At 65.0% G+C, this 13,088-nt stretch carries 12 protein-coding genes; 3 read left to right on the top strand and 9 right to left on the bottom strand.

The genetic code is table 11. The features are described 5' to 3' along the window. Positions 1 to 21 precede the first annotated feature (21 nt). The 6 genes from ACTNAU_RS05700 to ACTNAU_RS05675 form a co-directional block, all read right to left on the bottom strand. Entirely contained in the window at positions 22 to 720 is a 699-nt protein-coding gene (locus ACTNAU_RS05700) for a response regulator (protein ID WP_021661234.1), read from the bottom strand. Then, a complete protein-coding gene (locus tag ACTNAU_RS05695) occupies positions 710 to 3,406 on the bottom strand; it encodes a DUF4118 domain-containing protein (protein ID WP_441097831.1) in 2,697 nt (898 codons plus the stop codon). Before ACTNAU_RS05695 ends, ACTNAU_RS05700 begins: the two co-directional genes overlap by 11 nt. A gap of 443 nt (positions 3,407 to 3,849) precedes the next feature. Further along, positions 3,850 to 4,452: a potassium-transporting ATPase subunit KdpC gene (gene kdpC, locus ACTNAU_RS05690; protein ID WP_059004938.1), complete on the bottom strand. Its 603-nt coding sequence runs from the start codon at positions 4,450 to 4,452 to the stop codon at positions 3,850 to 3,852. Positions 4,453 to 4,495: 43 nt separating this feature from the next. Then, positions 4,496 to 6,565 (bottom strand): potassium-transporting ATPase subunit KdpB, encoded by a 2,070-nt coding sequence (gene kdpB / locus ACTNAU_RS05685; protein ID WP_441097830.1) that lies wholly within the window; start codon positions 6,563 to 6,565, stop codon positions 4,496 to 4,498. Positions 6,566 to 6,579: 14 nt separating this feature from the next. Continuing rightward, complete coding sequence (kdpA, locus tag ACTNAU_RS05680) at positions 6,580 to 8,397, bottom strand: potassium-transporting ATPase subunit KdpA (RefSeq protein WP_441097829.1); 1,818 nt, start codon at positions 8,395 to 8,397, stop codon at positions 6,580 to 6,582. A 195-nt stretch (positions 8,398 to 8,592) separates the two neighbouring features. Next, positions 8,593 to 8,781, bottom strand: coding sequence for a hypothetical protein (locus tag ACTNAU_RS05675; protein ID WP_185916755.1), 189 nt, complete (start codon positions 8,779 to 8,781; stop codon positions 8,593 to 8,595). A 225-nt stretch (positions 8,782 to 9,006) separates the two neighbouring features. On the opposite strand from ACTNAU_RS05675, the gene ACTNAU_RS05670 reads away from it, so the two are divergent. Beyond that, positions 9,007 to 9,894, top strand: coding sequence for a sigma-E processing peptidase SpoIIGA (locus ACTNAU_RS05670; RefSeq protein WP_256136393.1), 888 nt, complete (start codon positions 9,007 to 9,009; stop codon positions 9,892 to 9,894). After that, positions 9,851 to 10,543, top strand: coding sequence for an RNA polymerase sporulation sigma factor SigE (gene sigE / locus ACTNAU_RS05665; protein WP_021661242.1), 693 nt, complete (start codon positions 9,851 to 9,853; stop codon positions 10,541 to 10,543). The genes ACTNAU_RS05670 and sigE overlap by 44 nt, the downstream gene beginning before the upstream one ends. A gap of 132 nt (positions 10,544 to 10,675) precedes the next feature. Here the strand turns inward: sigE and ACTNAU_RS05660 are convergent, their stop codons facing one another. Then, positions 10,676 to 11,116, bottom strand: a complete 441-nt coding sequence (locus ACTNAU_RS05660; protein ID WP_185916753.1) for a YaiI/YqxD family protein — start codon at positions 11,114 to 11,116, stop codon at positions 10,676 to 10,678. A 174-nt stretch (positions 11,117 to 11,290) separates the two neighbouring features. Here ACTNAU_RS05660 and trxA point away from each other — a divergent pair, with 174 nt between their 5' ends. Continuing rightward, on the top strand, positions 11,291 to 11,602 hold the full coding sequence (trxA, locus tag ACTNAU_RS05655) for a thioredoxin (RefSeq protein ID WP_185916775.1): 312 nt from the start codon (positions 11,291 to 11,293) through the stop codon (positions 11,600 to 11,602). A 68-nt stretch (positions 11,603 to 11,670) separates the two neighbouring features. On the opposite strand, the gene ACTNAU_RS05650 is transcribed toward trxA, so the two are convergent. Together ACTNAU_RS05650 and ACTNAU_RS05645 are read right to left on the bottom strand one after the other, a co-directional pair. Continuing rightward, a complete protein-coding gene (locus ACTNAU_RS05650) occupies positions 11,671 to 12,240 on the bottom strand; it encodes an HDIG domain-containing metalloprotein (RefSeq protein ID WP_256136395.1) in 570 nt (189 codons plus the stop codon). A gap of 53 nt (positions 12,241 to 12,293) precedes the next feature. After that, complete coding sequence (locus ACTNAU_RS05645; protein ID WP_256136396.1) at positions 12,294 to 12,920, bottom strand: lactate utilization protein; 627 nt, start codon at positions 12,918 to 12,920, stop codon at positions 12,294 to 12,296. Between the last annotated feature and the right edge of the window lie 168 nt (positions 12,921 to 13,088).

The raw sequence follows: 13,088 nt of genomic DNA, 5'->3' as shown, positions 1-13,088 counted from the left end.
TTTTGCCGCCAAAAGGGCGATCTACACCCGCAGCATCCGATAGCCCACCCCCACGTGGGTCTGAATGTACTGGGGGGCGGAGGGGTCCTTTTCGATCTTCTTGCGCAGGGTGGCCATGAATACCCGCAGCGAGGCCACGTCGTTTTCCCAGGCGCTGCCCCACACCTCCCTCGTGATGTAGGAGTGGGTCAGCACCTTGCCCACGTTTTTGGCCAGCAGGCAGAGCAGCTTGTACTCGATGGGGGTCAGGTGGATCTCCTCGCCCCCCAGGTAGACACAGCCGGCGGCGTAGTCGATTTTGAGCTCGCCGTTTTCAAAGACGGCCCCGTCCTGGCTGCCGCCGCTGCCCCCGTGCAGCCGGCGAAAGGTGACCCGCAGCCGGGCCAGCAGCTCCTCCACCGAAAAGGGCTTGGTCAGGTAGTCGTCCGCCCCGGCGTCCAGCGCCTCGATCTTGTCGGTGTCCTCGCTGCGGGCGCTGATGACGATGATGGGGGTGTTCGACCAGCTGCGGATTTTTTGGATCACCTGAACGCCGTCGGTGTCCGGCAGCCCCAGGTCCAGAAGGATCACGTCGGGATTGTGGGAGGCGGCCTCCAGGATGGCGGCTTCCCCGGTGGGGGCGGCGTGGTGTTTGTAGTCGTGGGCCTCCAGCGTGGTGGAGATCAGGTTGCGGACGGCGGGGTCGTCCTCCACCACCAAAATCAGCGGTTTATTGTTCATGCAGCGTTACCTCCTCGATGGGCAGTGTAAAGGAAAATACGGTTCCGCGGGGGGTGTTGTCGGCCACGGCGATCTCGCCGCCGTGGGCGGTGACGATGGACTTGCAGAGGGCCAGCCCCAACCCCATGCTCCGGCGGCTGTCGGCCACCCCCGAGTTGACGGTGTAGAACATGTCGAAGATGCGCGCTTTGGCGCTGTCGGGGATGCCGTCGCCGTCGTCGGCCACCGAAATGACCGCCCACCGCCCTTTGCGGGCGGCCGAGACGGCGATGGTCGAGCCGACCGGGGTGTACTTGATGGCGTTGTCCACCAGGTTGATGAGGACCTGCACAATGAGGCGGGCATCCATCTTTGCCAGCAGGAACTCGTCGGGGAAGTGGGTCTGGATGTGGTGTTCGGCGCTCTTGCGGCTCACGTGGCGCAGCGCTTCGCCCACCACCTCCTCCACCAGTTCGGCCGTCGGGTTCAGGCGCATGGTGCCGTCCTCGATCTTGGTCACCGAGAGCAGGTTTTCCACCAGGTTGATCAGCCAGAGGGAGTCCTCGTAGATGTCGCTGTAGAGCTGCCGGCGCTGGCCCTCGTCCAGGTTTTTCTCGCTCTCCAGCAGCACGCCGGCGCTGCCGGAGATGGAGGTGAGGGGGGTGCGCAGGTCGTGGGAGATGGAGCGCAGCAGGTTGGCCCGCAGCTGTTCGTTTTTGGCCAGCACGGCCGCCGCCTCCCGCCCCCGCATGGCGTTCTCGCTCTCCAGCGCCAGGGCGCACTCCCCCAGGATGGAGAGCATGATGCTGTTTTCATAGGCGTCCAGGGGCTCGCCGTCCAGGGCGATGCCCGCCACCCCGTAGACCACCTCGTTGACCCGTACCGCCAAGTAGAGGCATTTGGCGCTGCCCAGGGTGCCGGTGCTGGCCCCGGCGCGCTTGTTGTTTTGAAAGACCCAGGCGGCCACCGCCCGCTCGTTTTCGGCGGTGAGTTCGGCCCGGGGCGCCCCGCCCTGGGCGGGGAAGGGGAGGGGTTCGCCCACCCTGCCGTCCCGGGCGGGGTAGAAGACCACGTCCCGCCGCAACAGCTTTACCAGCTGCCCGGCCACCGTGCCGATGATCGCCTCCCGGCTGTCGCAGCGCTGCAGCAGCTGGTTTGTCTCCAGCAGGGTCTTGGTGCGATAGGCGGTCTCCACCGAGCGGCGGGCCTGCTGTTTGAGCCGCCCGGCCAGGGTGCTGGTGAGAAAGGCGGCGATGAACATGATGGCGAAGGTGGCGGGGTAACCCCTGTCGTAGGCCGCCAGGGTGTAGCGCGGCACGGTGAAAAAGTAGTTGAAGGTGAGCACGCTCACCGCCGACGCGACCAGGCTGTACACCCGCTTTTTGGTGATGACCGCCGTCAGCAGCACCCCGAGGATGTAGACGGTGATGATGTTGGCCTCGGTAAAGCCCAGCCGCTCGAAGAGAAAGCCCACCGCCGTGGCCCCGGCCAGCAGGGCCGCACTCTTGAGCAGGTCGGGCCCCACCTTGCCGGCGCGGCGCTGGCGCACCCGCTTGGCGCGGTAGTACCCGGCGCTGTCGTCGGGGATGATGTGGATGTCCAGGTTGGGGGCGGCGGCAATCAGTCGGTCGGTGAGGCTGGGCCCCCGCCAGGGGTACTTGCGGCGGGTGCTGCTGCGGCCGATGACGATTTTTGACACCCCCGACACCCGGGCGAACTCGGCGATCTGAAAGGGTACGTCCTCGCCGTAGACGGTCTCCACCGAGGCCCCCAGCTGCCCCGCCAGGTGGATGTTCTCCCGCAGTTGGGCCCGGTCCTGCACGCTGAGGCTGGGGAAGTCGGGCGTCTCGACGAAGAGGGCGGTCAAACCGCCCTTGAAGGCCCCCGCCATCCGGGCGGCGGTGCGGATGCACTTGGCGTTGGAGGGGGAAGGGGAGAGGCAGACGAGGATGTGCTCGTCGGTGCAGTAGCCGCCCTCCTCGGCCAGCCGCACCCGCTCGGCCAGCCGGTTGATGCGGTCGGCACAGCGGCGCAGGGCGATCTCCCGCAGGGCCGTCAGGTTTTTCTCGTCAAAAAAGTTGACCAGTGCCCGCTGGGCCTGCTCCTCTCGGTAGATCTTTCCCGCCTGCAGCCGCTCCATCAGCTCCTGCGGCTCGATGTCCACCAGCTCCACCTGGTCGGCGCCGTCGAACACCCGGTCGGGGATGCGCTCGCGCACCGTCACCCCGGTGATGGCCGCCACCGTGTCGTAGAGGCTCTCGATGTGCTGCACATTGACGGTGGTGTAGACGTCGATGCCCGCCCCCAGCAGTTCGTCCACGTCCTGATAGCGCTTTTGGTGGCGGCAGCCGTCGGCGTTGGTGTGGGCCAGTTCGTCCACCAGCATCAGCTGGGGGCGGCGGGCGATGGCCGCGTCCAAATCGAATTCCCGCAGGGCGATGCCCCGGTGCTCCACTGCCAGGGGGGGCAGTTGTTCCAGCCCCTTTAAAAGGGCGGCGGTGGCGGGGCGGGCGTGGGGCTCCACATATCCGGCCACCACATCGACCCCCCGCCGCCGGGCCGCCTGGGCGGCTTTGAGCATGGCGTAGGTCTTGCCCACCCCGGCGGCGTAGCCGAAAAAGATTTTCAGCCGCCCCCGCTGTTTGGCCCGCTCCTCCCGCCGGATTTGGCGGAGAAAATCCTCCGGGTCCCTCCTCGTCTCCTCCAAGCGACACCCCTCCTTTTTTCCTTACGCCATTTTAACACGAAATCCCCTAAGCGCAGCATAAGGACTGCGTTTAGGGGATTAAAATTTCATTAAGATGGCCCGCCCTCTCGGCGGGGGGAAGATATGCCCGCTTTCCCTAAAGCGCGGACTGCCGCCCTGCTCGAGGCGGTGCACTTTGACGACCTGGCGCAGGCGGCAGCGCGGCCTCGGGCCTTTCCCGATTTTGCTCCGCACCGTTCGGGGCGGATGCCCTCAAACGGGAACGGGGGATTTTGGCAGTCAATGGTTTTATCCATCTCCCCCGCGTGAAGCGCGCCGTTCTGGAAAAGCGGCCCGCGCTCGGGGTTGCGGCCTGTCGTCTGCACCCCCGCGCAGGGGAGGAGCTGCCGGTCCTCTGCTCTCCGCCCTGGGGATTTTGGGCCCGCCCCCCTCGGCGGCAGGGGTCAGAGGATGCCGTCCAGGCGCAGGTTGACCTCCAGCACATTGACCCGCTCCTCGCCGAAGAGGCCCAAAAACCGGCCGTCGGTGCAATCTTTGATGATGTCGCGCACCTCGTCCTCGCTCCTGCCGGTGGCGCGGGCCAACCGGGGCACCTGGTACTCGGCTGCGGCGGGGGAGATATGAGGGTCAAGGCCGCTGCCCGAACAGGTCACCAGGTCCACCGGGATGGGGGTGTCGCCCCGCTCGGGGTCGGCCGCCCGCAGTTTTTCCACCCGCTGGGCCACCAGTTGCTCGTACTCCTCGCTGGCGGGGCTCAAGTTGGAGGGGACGGCGTAGAGCAGCGCCTTCCCGTCCTCGTCGCGGTAGGTGCTCACGTCCAGCTTCATGATGCGGCCCCACATGTGGCCCTCGTCGGTGTACTGCTGCCCCAGCAGCTCGCTGCCGTAGCGCTTGCCGTCCACCTCGATGATGCTGCCGTTTGCCTGGTGGGGAAAGAAAATTTGGGCGATGCCGGTGACGGCCAGGGTGTAGAGCACCCCGCAGACCACCGTGAACACCAGCAGGAGCATGGCTGCCCGGGGCAGGATGGACTTGATTTTTTTCACAGAAATTCCCTCCGTTTGCAGTGATTTGAAAGGGCCCGGCCGCCTATGCCAGCCCAAAGAAGACCAGCAGCAGATCGATGAGTTTGATGAAGACAAAGGGGGCGACGATGCCGCCGAGGCCGTAGATGAGCAGGTTTTGGGAGAGCAGCTTGCCGGCCGACACCTCCCGGTACTTGACCCCCTTCAGGGCCAGGGGGATCAGGGCGATGATGATGAGGGCGTTGTAGATGATGGCCGAGAGGATCGCGCTCTGGGGCGAGTGCAGCCCCATAATGTTCAGCGCCGCCAGCCCTGGGTAGAGCCCGGTGAAAAGCGCCGGGATGATGGCGAAGTACTTGGCCACGTCGTTGGCGATGGAGAAGGTGGTCAGGCTGCCCCGGGTCATCAGCAGCTGTTTGCCGATGCGCACGATGTCGATGAGCTTGGTGGGGGAGGAGTCCAGATCCACCATGTTGCCGGCCTCTTTGGCCGCCTGGGTGCCGCTGTTCATGGCCACGGCCACATCGGCCTGGGCCAGGGCGGGGGCATCGTTAGTGCCGTCGCCGGTCATGGCCACCAGGTGGCCACCGGCCTGAAAGTCGCGGATCATCTTCAGTTTCCCCTCGGGGGTGGCCTCGGCCAAAAAGTCGTCCACCCCGGCTTCGGCGGCGATGGCCGCCGCCGTGAGGGGGTTGTCGCCGGTGATCATGATGGTCTTGATCCCCATCTTGCGCAGGTCGGCAAACCGCTCTTTGACCCCTTTTTTGATGATGTCTTTGAGGTGGATGACCCCGAGGACCCGGTGGTCTTTGGCCACCACCAGGGGGGTGCCCCCCTGTTCGGAAATCTGGCGCACCACCTGTTCGCAGGCCTCGCTGTACCGGCCGCCGCCGGCGAGGACATAGGCCTTGACCGCCTCGGCGGCGCCCTTGCGGATCTCGCTGCCGCCAAAGTCGACGCCGCTCATCCGGGTCTTGGCGGTGAAGGGAATAAAGGTCATCCCCTTGTCAGAGAGGCTGCGCCCCCGCAGGCCAAAGCGCTCTTTGGCGAGCACCACCACGCTGCGCCCCTCGGGGGTCTCGTCGGCCAGGGAGGACAGCTGCGCTGCGTCGGCCAGCTCCTCCGGGGCGGTGCCGTCCACCGGGATGAAGGCGTGCGCCTGCCGGTTGCCCAGGGTGATGGTGCCGGTTTTGTCCAGCATCAGGATGTCCACGTCCCCGGCGGCCTCGATGGCCCGGCCGCTCATGGCCAGGACGTTTGCCTGGTTGAGCCGGCTCATCCCGGCAATGCCGATGGCCGAGAGGAGCGCGCCGATGGTGGTGGGCGCCAGGCAGACCAGCAGGGCCACCAGGGTGGTGACCGAGGTGGGGTTTTCGATCCCCGCCTGGTTGGCCGAGAAGAGGGAGTAGGTGTAAAGGGAGAGGGTCACCAGGATGAAGATGATGGAGAGGGCCACCAGAAAGATTTGCAGGGCGATCTCATTGGGGGTCTTTTTCCGGGCCGCCCCTTCCACCATGGCGATCATCTTGTCCAGAAAGCTCTGGCCGGGGTCGCTGGTGACCTGCACCACCATCCAGTCCGAGAGGACGGTGGTGCCCCCGGTGACGGCGCTCCGGTCGCCGCCCGCCTCGCGGATGACCGGGGCCGACTCGCCGGTGATGGCGCTCTCGTCCACCGAGGCGGCCCCCTCGATGACCTCGCCGTCGGCGGGGATGGTCTCGCCCGCCCGCACCAGCACGATGTCCCCCTTCCTCAGCTGGGACGAGGGGCACTCGCACCCCTCGTCCTTGCGCTCGGCAGAGGGGATCTTGCGGGCGCTCACCTCTCTCTTCGAGGCGCGCAGGGCGTCGGCCTGGGCCTTGCCCCGGCCCTCGGCAATGGCCTCGGCAAAGTTTGCAAACAAGACGGTGAACCAGAGGATGACGGCGATGGCCAGGGTGTAGCCCGACGGGGCGTCGCCGACGCCGAAGAGGGAGAACCCCCAGAGGGCGGTGGTCAGGGTGGCGGAGATGTAAACCAGCAGCATGACGGGGTTTTGGGCCTGCGTCCGGGGCGCCAGCTTCACAAATGAGTCCTTGACCGCCCGCAGGACCATCGCCCGGTCCATGAGGGCGCTCTTTTTTGTTTTTGTCACAGGAAAGGCCTCCTTTACGCGATGCTGCCGAAGAACTCGGCAATGGGCCCCAGGGCCAGGGCGGGGAAGAAGCTCAGGGCGCCCACCAACAGCACCACGAAGATGAGCAAAAAGACAAACATCCCATTGGTGGTGGAGAGGGTGCCCGCCGTCACCGCCAGCCTCTTCTTCTTGGCGAGGCTGCCGGCGATGGCCAGGGTACCGACGACCGGCACGAACCGGGCAAAGAGCATGACCAGCCCCAGGGAGAGGTTCAAAAAGACGGTGTTGGCGTTGAGCCCCGCAAAGGCGGAGCCGTTGTTCCCCCCTGCGGAGGAGAAGGCGTACAGCACCTCGGAAAAGCCGTGTGCCCCGGTGTTGCCAAGGCTCTCCGCCACCTGGGGGAGGGCGGCGGCGATGCCGCTGCCGATCAGGATGGCCACCGGGGTGGCCAGGCAGACCACCACCGCCCACTTCATTTCATAGGGCTCGATCTTTTTGCCCAGAAATTCGGGGGTGCGCCCCACCATCAGCCCGGCGATAAAGACGGCGAGGATGGCAAAGGCCAGCATTCCGTAAAGGCCGCAGCCGGTGCCGCCGAAGACGACCTCGCCCAGCTGCATCAGGAGCATGGGGATCATCCCCCCCAGGGGGGTGAAGCTGTCGTGCATGGCGTTGACCGAGCCGTTGGAGGCGGCGGTGGTAAAGACCGCCCAGGTGGAGGAGGTGGCGATGCCGAAGCGGGTCTCCTTGCCCTCCATGTTGCCGCCGGCCTGCTGTACGGCCGACAGGTCTACCGCCCCGCTCTGGGCCAGTTGGGGGGTGGCCATCTGCTCGTTGACGGCCACCACCGCCAGGGCGGTGACCAGGCAGAGGAACATGGCCAGGAAGATGGCGACGCCCTGCTTTTTGTTCTTCACACACCGGCCGAAGGTGAAGCAGAGGGCCGCCGGGATCAGCAGCAGCGAGATCATCTCCAGCAGGTTGGTAAAGGGGCTGGGGTTTTCCAGCGGGTGGGCCGAGTTGACCCCCATAAAGCCGCCGCCGTTGGTGCCCGACTGTTTGATGGCCACCTGGCTGGCGGCCGGCCCCATGGGCACAAACTGTTCGGTCACGATCTGGGCCCCCTCGACCGTCCGGCCGCCAAGGGTCACGGTGCCGGTTTCCAGGTCGATGTCGGCCCCCTCCAAGATCTCCCCCTCAGCGCTCACCGCCACCGGTTCCAGCAGGGAGACGGTCTGGGCGGGCTTCCAGCTCTGGATCACCCCGCCGGCCACCAGGCAGACGGCCAGCACCAGGTTCAGGGGCAGCAGGATGTGGACGGTGATGCGGGTCATGTCCACCCAGAAGCTGCCCAACCCCTCTCTCTTCACCTGGATCAGCCCGCGGATGAGGGCGAACAGGACGGCGATGCCCACCGCCGCCGAGAGGAAGTTTTGCACCGTCAGCCCCAGGGCCTGGGTCAGGTAGCTCAGGGTGCTCTCGCCGGTGTAGGACTGCCAGTTGGTGTTGGTCACGAAACTGACGGCGGTGTTAAAGGACAGGTGCCAGCCCACCCCCGGCAGGTTTTGGGGATTTCCGGGCAGCGCGCCCTGCAGCAGTTGCAGCAGAAAGAGGACAACCAGGCTGACCCCGGAAAAGAGGAGCACGCTGGCGGCGTACCGCTTCCACCCCATCTGCTCGCCGGGGTCGACCCGCATCACCCTGTAGACCGCCCGCTCGCAGGGGGTCAGGAGGCGGGACAAAAAGGTCTTTTCCCCCTTCATCACCTTGGCGATGTAGCTGCCCAGGGGGATGGCCAGGGCGACGAGCACCGCCAGGTAGAGGATGTATTGCAAAATGGTTCCCATCACTGTTTGTCACCTCTCATCAAAATTGCGACGTAGTAAATCAAAAGGATGACCGCGATCCCTCCGATCGCGGCAACAAGTATTTCCATTTTTCGATTCCCTCCTCTCCTTGTCAAAGTTTAGCGCGGAGTCCCTAAAAAGAGTGTTAGGGGCTCCGCGCGGGAAATTAAGAAAGGATTAAGACGGCTGCAGTTCCTGTCACAGACAGCCGAACAGCCAGGCGATGGGGAAGGCGATCGCCGCCGCCAGCAGAAAGACCGCCGCCAACAGCCCCAAGGGCATGGCCAGCCAGAGCAGCCCGTAGCTCAAATAGGGGTGCTGTGCCATCCAGCGGCCCAGCCGCCGGTCTAAAGAAGACTGTCTGCAAAGGGAAATTACACGGCTCATCACGGTTTCCTCCTCCTTCTGCTCTCATCATAGAGGGGCGGGCGTAAAAAGGGGGCAAGCAAACGGGGCGCGAAGATGAAATTTTCGTTAAGAGGGGCGCGCCCCCGTCCCGCCGGCCGCCCTCCCCGGGGCAGGGAGGAGGGGAGGCCGACTTGTCCCCGGGGGCAGGATTCGCCAAATCCCGCTCTCCGCTCGGGCTATCATCAGAGACAGGGGGGAATCGCCGTGACCGTTTACCTGGACGTCCTGGTGGCCATCAACGTCTTTATCAACTACCTGCTCTTGCTGGGCACCGCCTGCCTGGGGGGGATCCCCGCCGGGCGGCTGCGGATCTTGGCGGCCAGCGCCCTTTCAGGGGCCCTCTCCGCCTGCATCCTGCTGCCGGGGTTTGACAACCTCTTTTTCAAGATCGCCCTCTGTGTCCTGACGGTGGCGGTGGCCTTTCCCAACCGGTCCCTGGCCGGTTTTGGGAAGAACGCCCTCCTGTTTTTGCTGGTGAACTTTGTCTTTGCCGGGGCCATCATGGGGTTGGAGCTGGCCTTTTCCCCCAAGCGGATGGCCTATTTTAACGGGGTCTTGTACTTGGACCTGCCCATCGGCACCTTTGTCCTCTTCGCGGGCCTCTCCTACCTGCTGGTGGAGGGGGTCAGCTGGCTCTCGGGGCGGTTCTCCAGGGCCCAGTACCGGGTGCGGGTCCAAAAAGGGGGGAGGGAGACGGTCTGCACCGGTTTTGTGGACACCGGCAACACCCTTGCCGACCCCTATACCGGGGACCCGGTGGTCCTGCTCTCCCTCTCGGCGGCGGCCCCCCTTCTCACCGCCCACCAGCAGCTGTTCGTGCTCAGCTCGCAGACCAAAGACCCCGCCGGCCTCCGCCTCATCCCCTACGGCACCGCCAGCGGCAAGGCGCTGCTCCCGGCCTTTACCCCCGACCGGGTCTTGGTGGAGGACGCCCGCGGCCGGGTGCTCTGCAACACCGGCCGGGTCTGTGTGGGGGTGGTGGCCGAGCGCTTTGGCAAGGGGGAAAACGACTGTATCCTGCAAGGAGAGATCATAGGGAGGACCGACAATGGATTGGCTGCGAAGACTGTGGAAAAAATGGTTCGGCGGTAGACACGTCTACTACATCAACGGGCCGGAGGTACTGCCCCCGCCCCTGGAAAAGAGCCGCGAGGCGGAGGTGTTTGACCAGCTGGAGCGGGGGGAGGAGAGCGCCAAGGAGACCCTCATTGTCCACAACCTGCGGCTGGTGGTCTACATCGCCAAGAAATTTGAGTCCACCGGGGTGGGGGTGGAGGACCTGATCTCCATCGGTACCATCGGCCTCATCAAAGCGGTGAACACCTTTCAGCCCCAAAAGAAGATCAAGCTGGCCACCTACGCCTCCCGCTGCATCGAAAACGAGATCCTCATGTACCTGCGCAAGGCCTCCAACAAGCACCAGGACCTGAGCATCGACGAGCCGCTGAATGTGGATTGGGACGGCAACGAGCTGCTCCTCTCCGACATCCTCGGCACCGAGCCCGACAGCGTGGGCAAGGGCATCGAAAAGGACGCCGAGCGCACCCTCTTGCAGCAGGCGGTGGCCCGCCTGGCCCCCCGGGAGCGGATCATCATGGAGATGCGCTTTGGCCTGGGGGGGCAAAAGGAGCACACCCAAAAGGAGGTGGCCGAGCTCATCGGCATCTCCCAGTCCTACATCTCCCGGCTGGAAAAGCGGATCATCAAGCGGCTGCGCAAGGATCTGGAGGCCGCCATCTGACCCGCCTGCACATACATAAAACAGCACCCCAACAGAAAGCGCGGGGGGGGGCCCCCCATACGTGGGGCCCCCCCCCCCCCCCCCCCCCCCCCCCCCCCCCCCCCCCCGCTTCCTCTTTTTCTCTGCCCGCCATCAGGGGCGGGCGTCCAGCAGCCCCTCCAGCGCCCGGCAGAAGTCTTCATCCTGCTGGGCGGTGCGCTTTTTGGGGCCCTTGGTGCGGCCGCCCGCCCGGCGGATCTTTCTCCCCAGGTGGCGGCTCATCAGCAGCCCGTCTAAGTTTTCGTCGGTGTAGACCAGCCCGTTTTGGTTGAGCGCCCGCGCCCGTTTGGCCAGGGCCATGGCGGCCACCCCGTAGTCCTGGGTGACGGCGATATCCCCCGGCGCCAGGTCGCCCACCAGGGCGTAGTCGGCGGCGTCGGCCCCCTGGGAGACCACCTTCACCTCGCACCCCTCGCCCGGCGCAAACTGGTGGGCGGTGTCGCAGTAGAGGGTGACGGCCACCCCCCGCTCCCGGCAGAGGGCGAGGGCCAGCCGGGTCACCGGGCAGGCGTCTGCATCGATGCGCACGCGCATGGAAATCCGCTCCTTTTCGTATATGTTGATGAGAGACAATGGGTACCGGCGGCGGGGGAGAGGCGCGTCTTTTCCGCATAACCGGTCGAAGTAGGGAAAGGATAGGGTTGACAAATGAACAAAACTATACTAAACTGGTATAAAAAGAAGAAAACTAAGGAGGTCAAACGAACCATGACGCTGGAACACCTGAATGAAAGCAATTTTGAAACCGCCGTCAAGGGCAGCGGCAAGCCGGTGCTGGTGGACTTTTTCGCCACCTGGTGCGGCCCCTGCAAGATGCTGGGCCCGGTGCTCGAAGAGCTGGCCGGCGAGATGGAGGGGCAGGCCGACTTTTACAAGCTGGACATCGACGAGGCGCCCGACATCGCCAACCGCTTTGGGGTGATGAGCGTCCCCACCCTGATCCTCTTTCAGGACGGGCAGGAGATCAAGCGCACCCTGGGCTTTCAGCCCAAAAGCAAGCTCAAGGCCCTGTTTGACTAGTCTGTCCCGGTGAGCAAAAAAGGAACGGAGAGATCCGTTCCTTTTTTTGTGGCTGCAGAGGGGTGCGGTCACTCCGCCATCCCCAGGCCGACCTGATCGGCCACTTCCTTCATCCCCTCCAGGGCCTCGGCCATCACCCAGTCCAGCTCTTTCCCCAGCAGTTCACAGCCGCCGCGGATCACGTCCCGGTTGCAGCCGGCGGCGAATTTTTTGTCCTTGAACTTCTTTTTCAGGCTCTTGAGCTCCATGTCCATCACGCTCTTGCTGGGGCGCACCAGGGCCGCGGCGTTGATGATGCCGGTGAGCTCGTCCACCGTGTAGAGGGTCTTCTCCATCTCGCTCTCGGGCGCGACGTCGCAGCAGAGGCCGTACCCGTGGGAGCAGACCGAGTGGATGACGCTGTCGTCCACCCCTTCGGCTTTCAGCAGCTCCACCGCCTTCTTGCAGTGCTCCTCGGGGTACTGGTCGTAGTCCACGTCGTGCAGCAGCCCCACGACCCCCCACAGCTCCTCGTCCGCCCCCGCGAGGCGGGCGAAATGGCGCATGGTCCCCTCCACACAGAGGGCGTGTTTGACCAAATCGGGGGAGTGGGTGTACTTGGTGAGGATGTCGTATGCCTGTTGGCGGTTTGGGATCATGAAAATCGCTCCTTTTCTCTATCGTCTCTGTCTTTATTTGCCATCTCAAACGATCAGTAGCCCAGCTGCCCCGGCAGGAAGAAGAGGTGGATGCGCTGGGGGTCCCGCTGGTAGGACTGCACCGAGAAATCGCAGCAGATGCGCCCCTCGCTGCGGCAGCGCCGCTCGCCGCAGTGGCCGGTGGCCGCACAGGGGGTGGCCAGCCCCAGGCGAACGCAGTTTTTCGGCGCGGCCACCGCCTTGACCCGCTCCACCGCCGCCTTCAGGTCGGGGACGATCTTGTTCTCCCCGGCGATGACGAGCACCTTTTTGGGTCCAAAGGCCATGGCCGCCACCCGGTTGCCGTTGCCGTCCACGTTGAAGAGCTCGCCCTGTTCGGTGACGGCGTTGGTCGAGGTGATGTACCAGTCGGCAAAGAAGGCGCGGCGCATCATCTCTCCGGCCTCCTCGGGGGTGATACCGGGGCGGGCCCGGTCGAGAAAGCGGTAGTCCCCGCAGGCCAGCAGCCGGGCCACCCCCGTCTCGGCGGCGGTCATGGTGCCGCCCATGGCCACCGTGTCGCCGGGCCGCAGGTAGTCTCGGCGCAGAAGGGCCACCAGGTCCTCCGGGCCCTCCACGAATTGGGCTTGGATGTTGTTTTTTTGCAGTGCGGCGATGGTCCTCGCCAGCTGTTCGGTCATGGCGGCCCCTCCTTTTTGGATGGGGGGCGGCAGGCGCAAAATCGCGGCCGCTCTTTGCCCCCTGATCCTCTGCTTTCCAGTATAAACACCCCCTCTTTTTTTGTAAAGCGGTTTCCCCCCTCCCCCCGCTGTCTTTTTTGCGGGAGATGTGGTATGATAGACCTGTTT

Source organism: Bittarella sp. HCP28S3_D9 (assembly GCF_052065655.1).
GTDB classification, from domain to species: domain Bacteria; phylum Bacillota; class Clostridia; order Oscillospirales; family Ruminococcaceae; genus Bittarella; species Bittarella massiliensis.
Note: the sequence above shows the minus strand (reverse complement) of the source record. Positions and strands in the feature narration are given on the sequence as shown.

Coding starts and splice junctions, on each gene's coding strand:
- ACTNAU_RS05700 (WP_021661234.1), bottom strand. CDS start 720: ATGAACAATAAACCGCTGATTTTGGTGGTGGAGGACGACCCCGCCGTC.
- ACTNAU_RS05675 (WP_185916755.1), bottom strand. CDS start 8,781: ATGAGCCGTGTAATTTCCCTTTGCAGACAGTCTTCTTTAGACCGGCGG.
- sigE (WP_021661242.1), top strand. CDS start 9,851: ATGGATTGGCTGCGAAGACTGTGGAAAAAATGGTTCGGCGGTAGACAC.
- ACTNAU_RS05660 (WP_185916753.1), bottom strand. CDS start 11,116: ATGCGCGTGCGCATCGATGCAGACGCCTGCCCGGTGACCCGGCTGGCC.
- trxA (WP_185916775.1), top strand. CDS start 11,291: ATGACGCTGGAACACCTGAATGAAAGCAATTTTGAAACCGCCGTCAAG.
- ACTNAU_RS05650 (WP_256136395.1), bottom strand. CDS start 12,240: ATGATCCCAAACCGCCAACAGGCATACGACATCCTCACCAAGTACACC.
- ACTNAU_RS05645 (WP_256136396.1), bottom strand. CDS start 12,920: ATGACCGAACAGCTGGCGAGGACCATCGCCGCACTGCAAAAAAACAAC.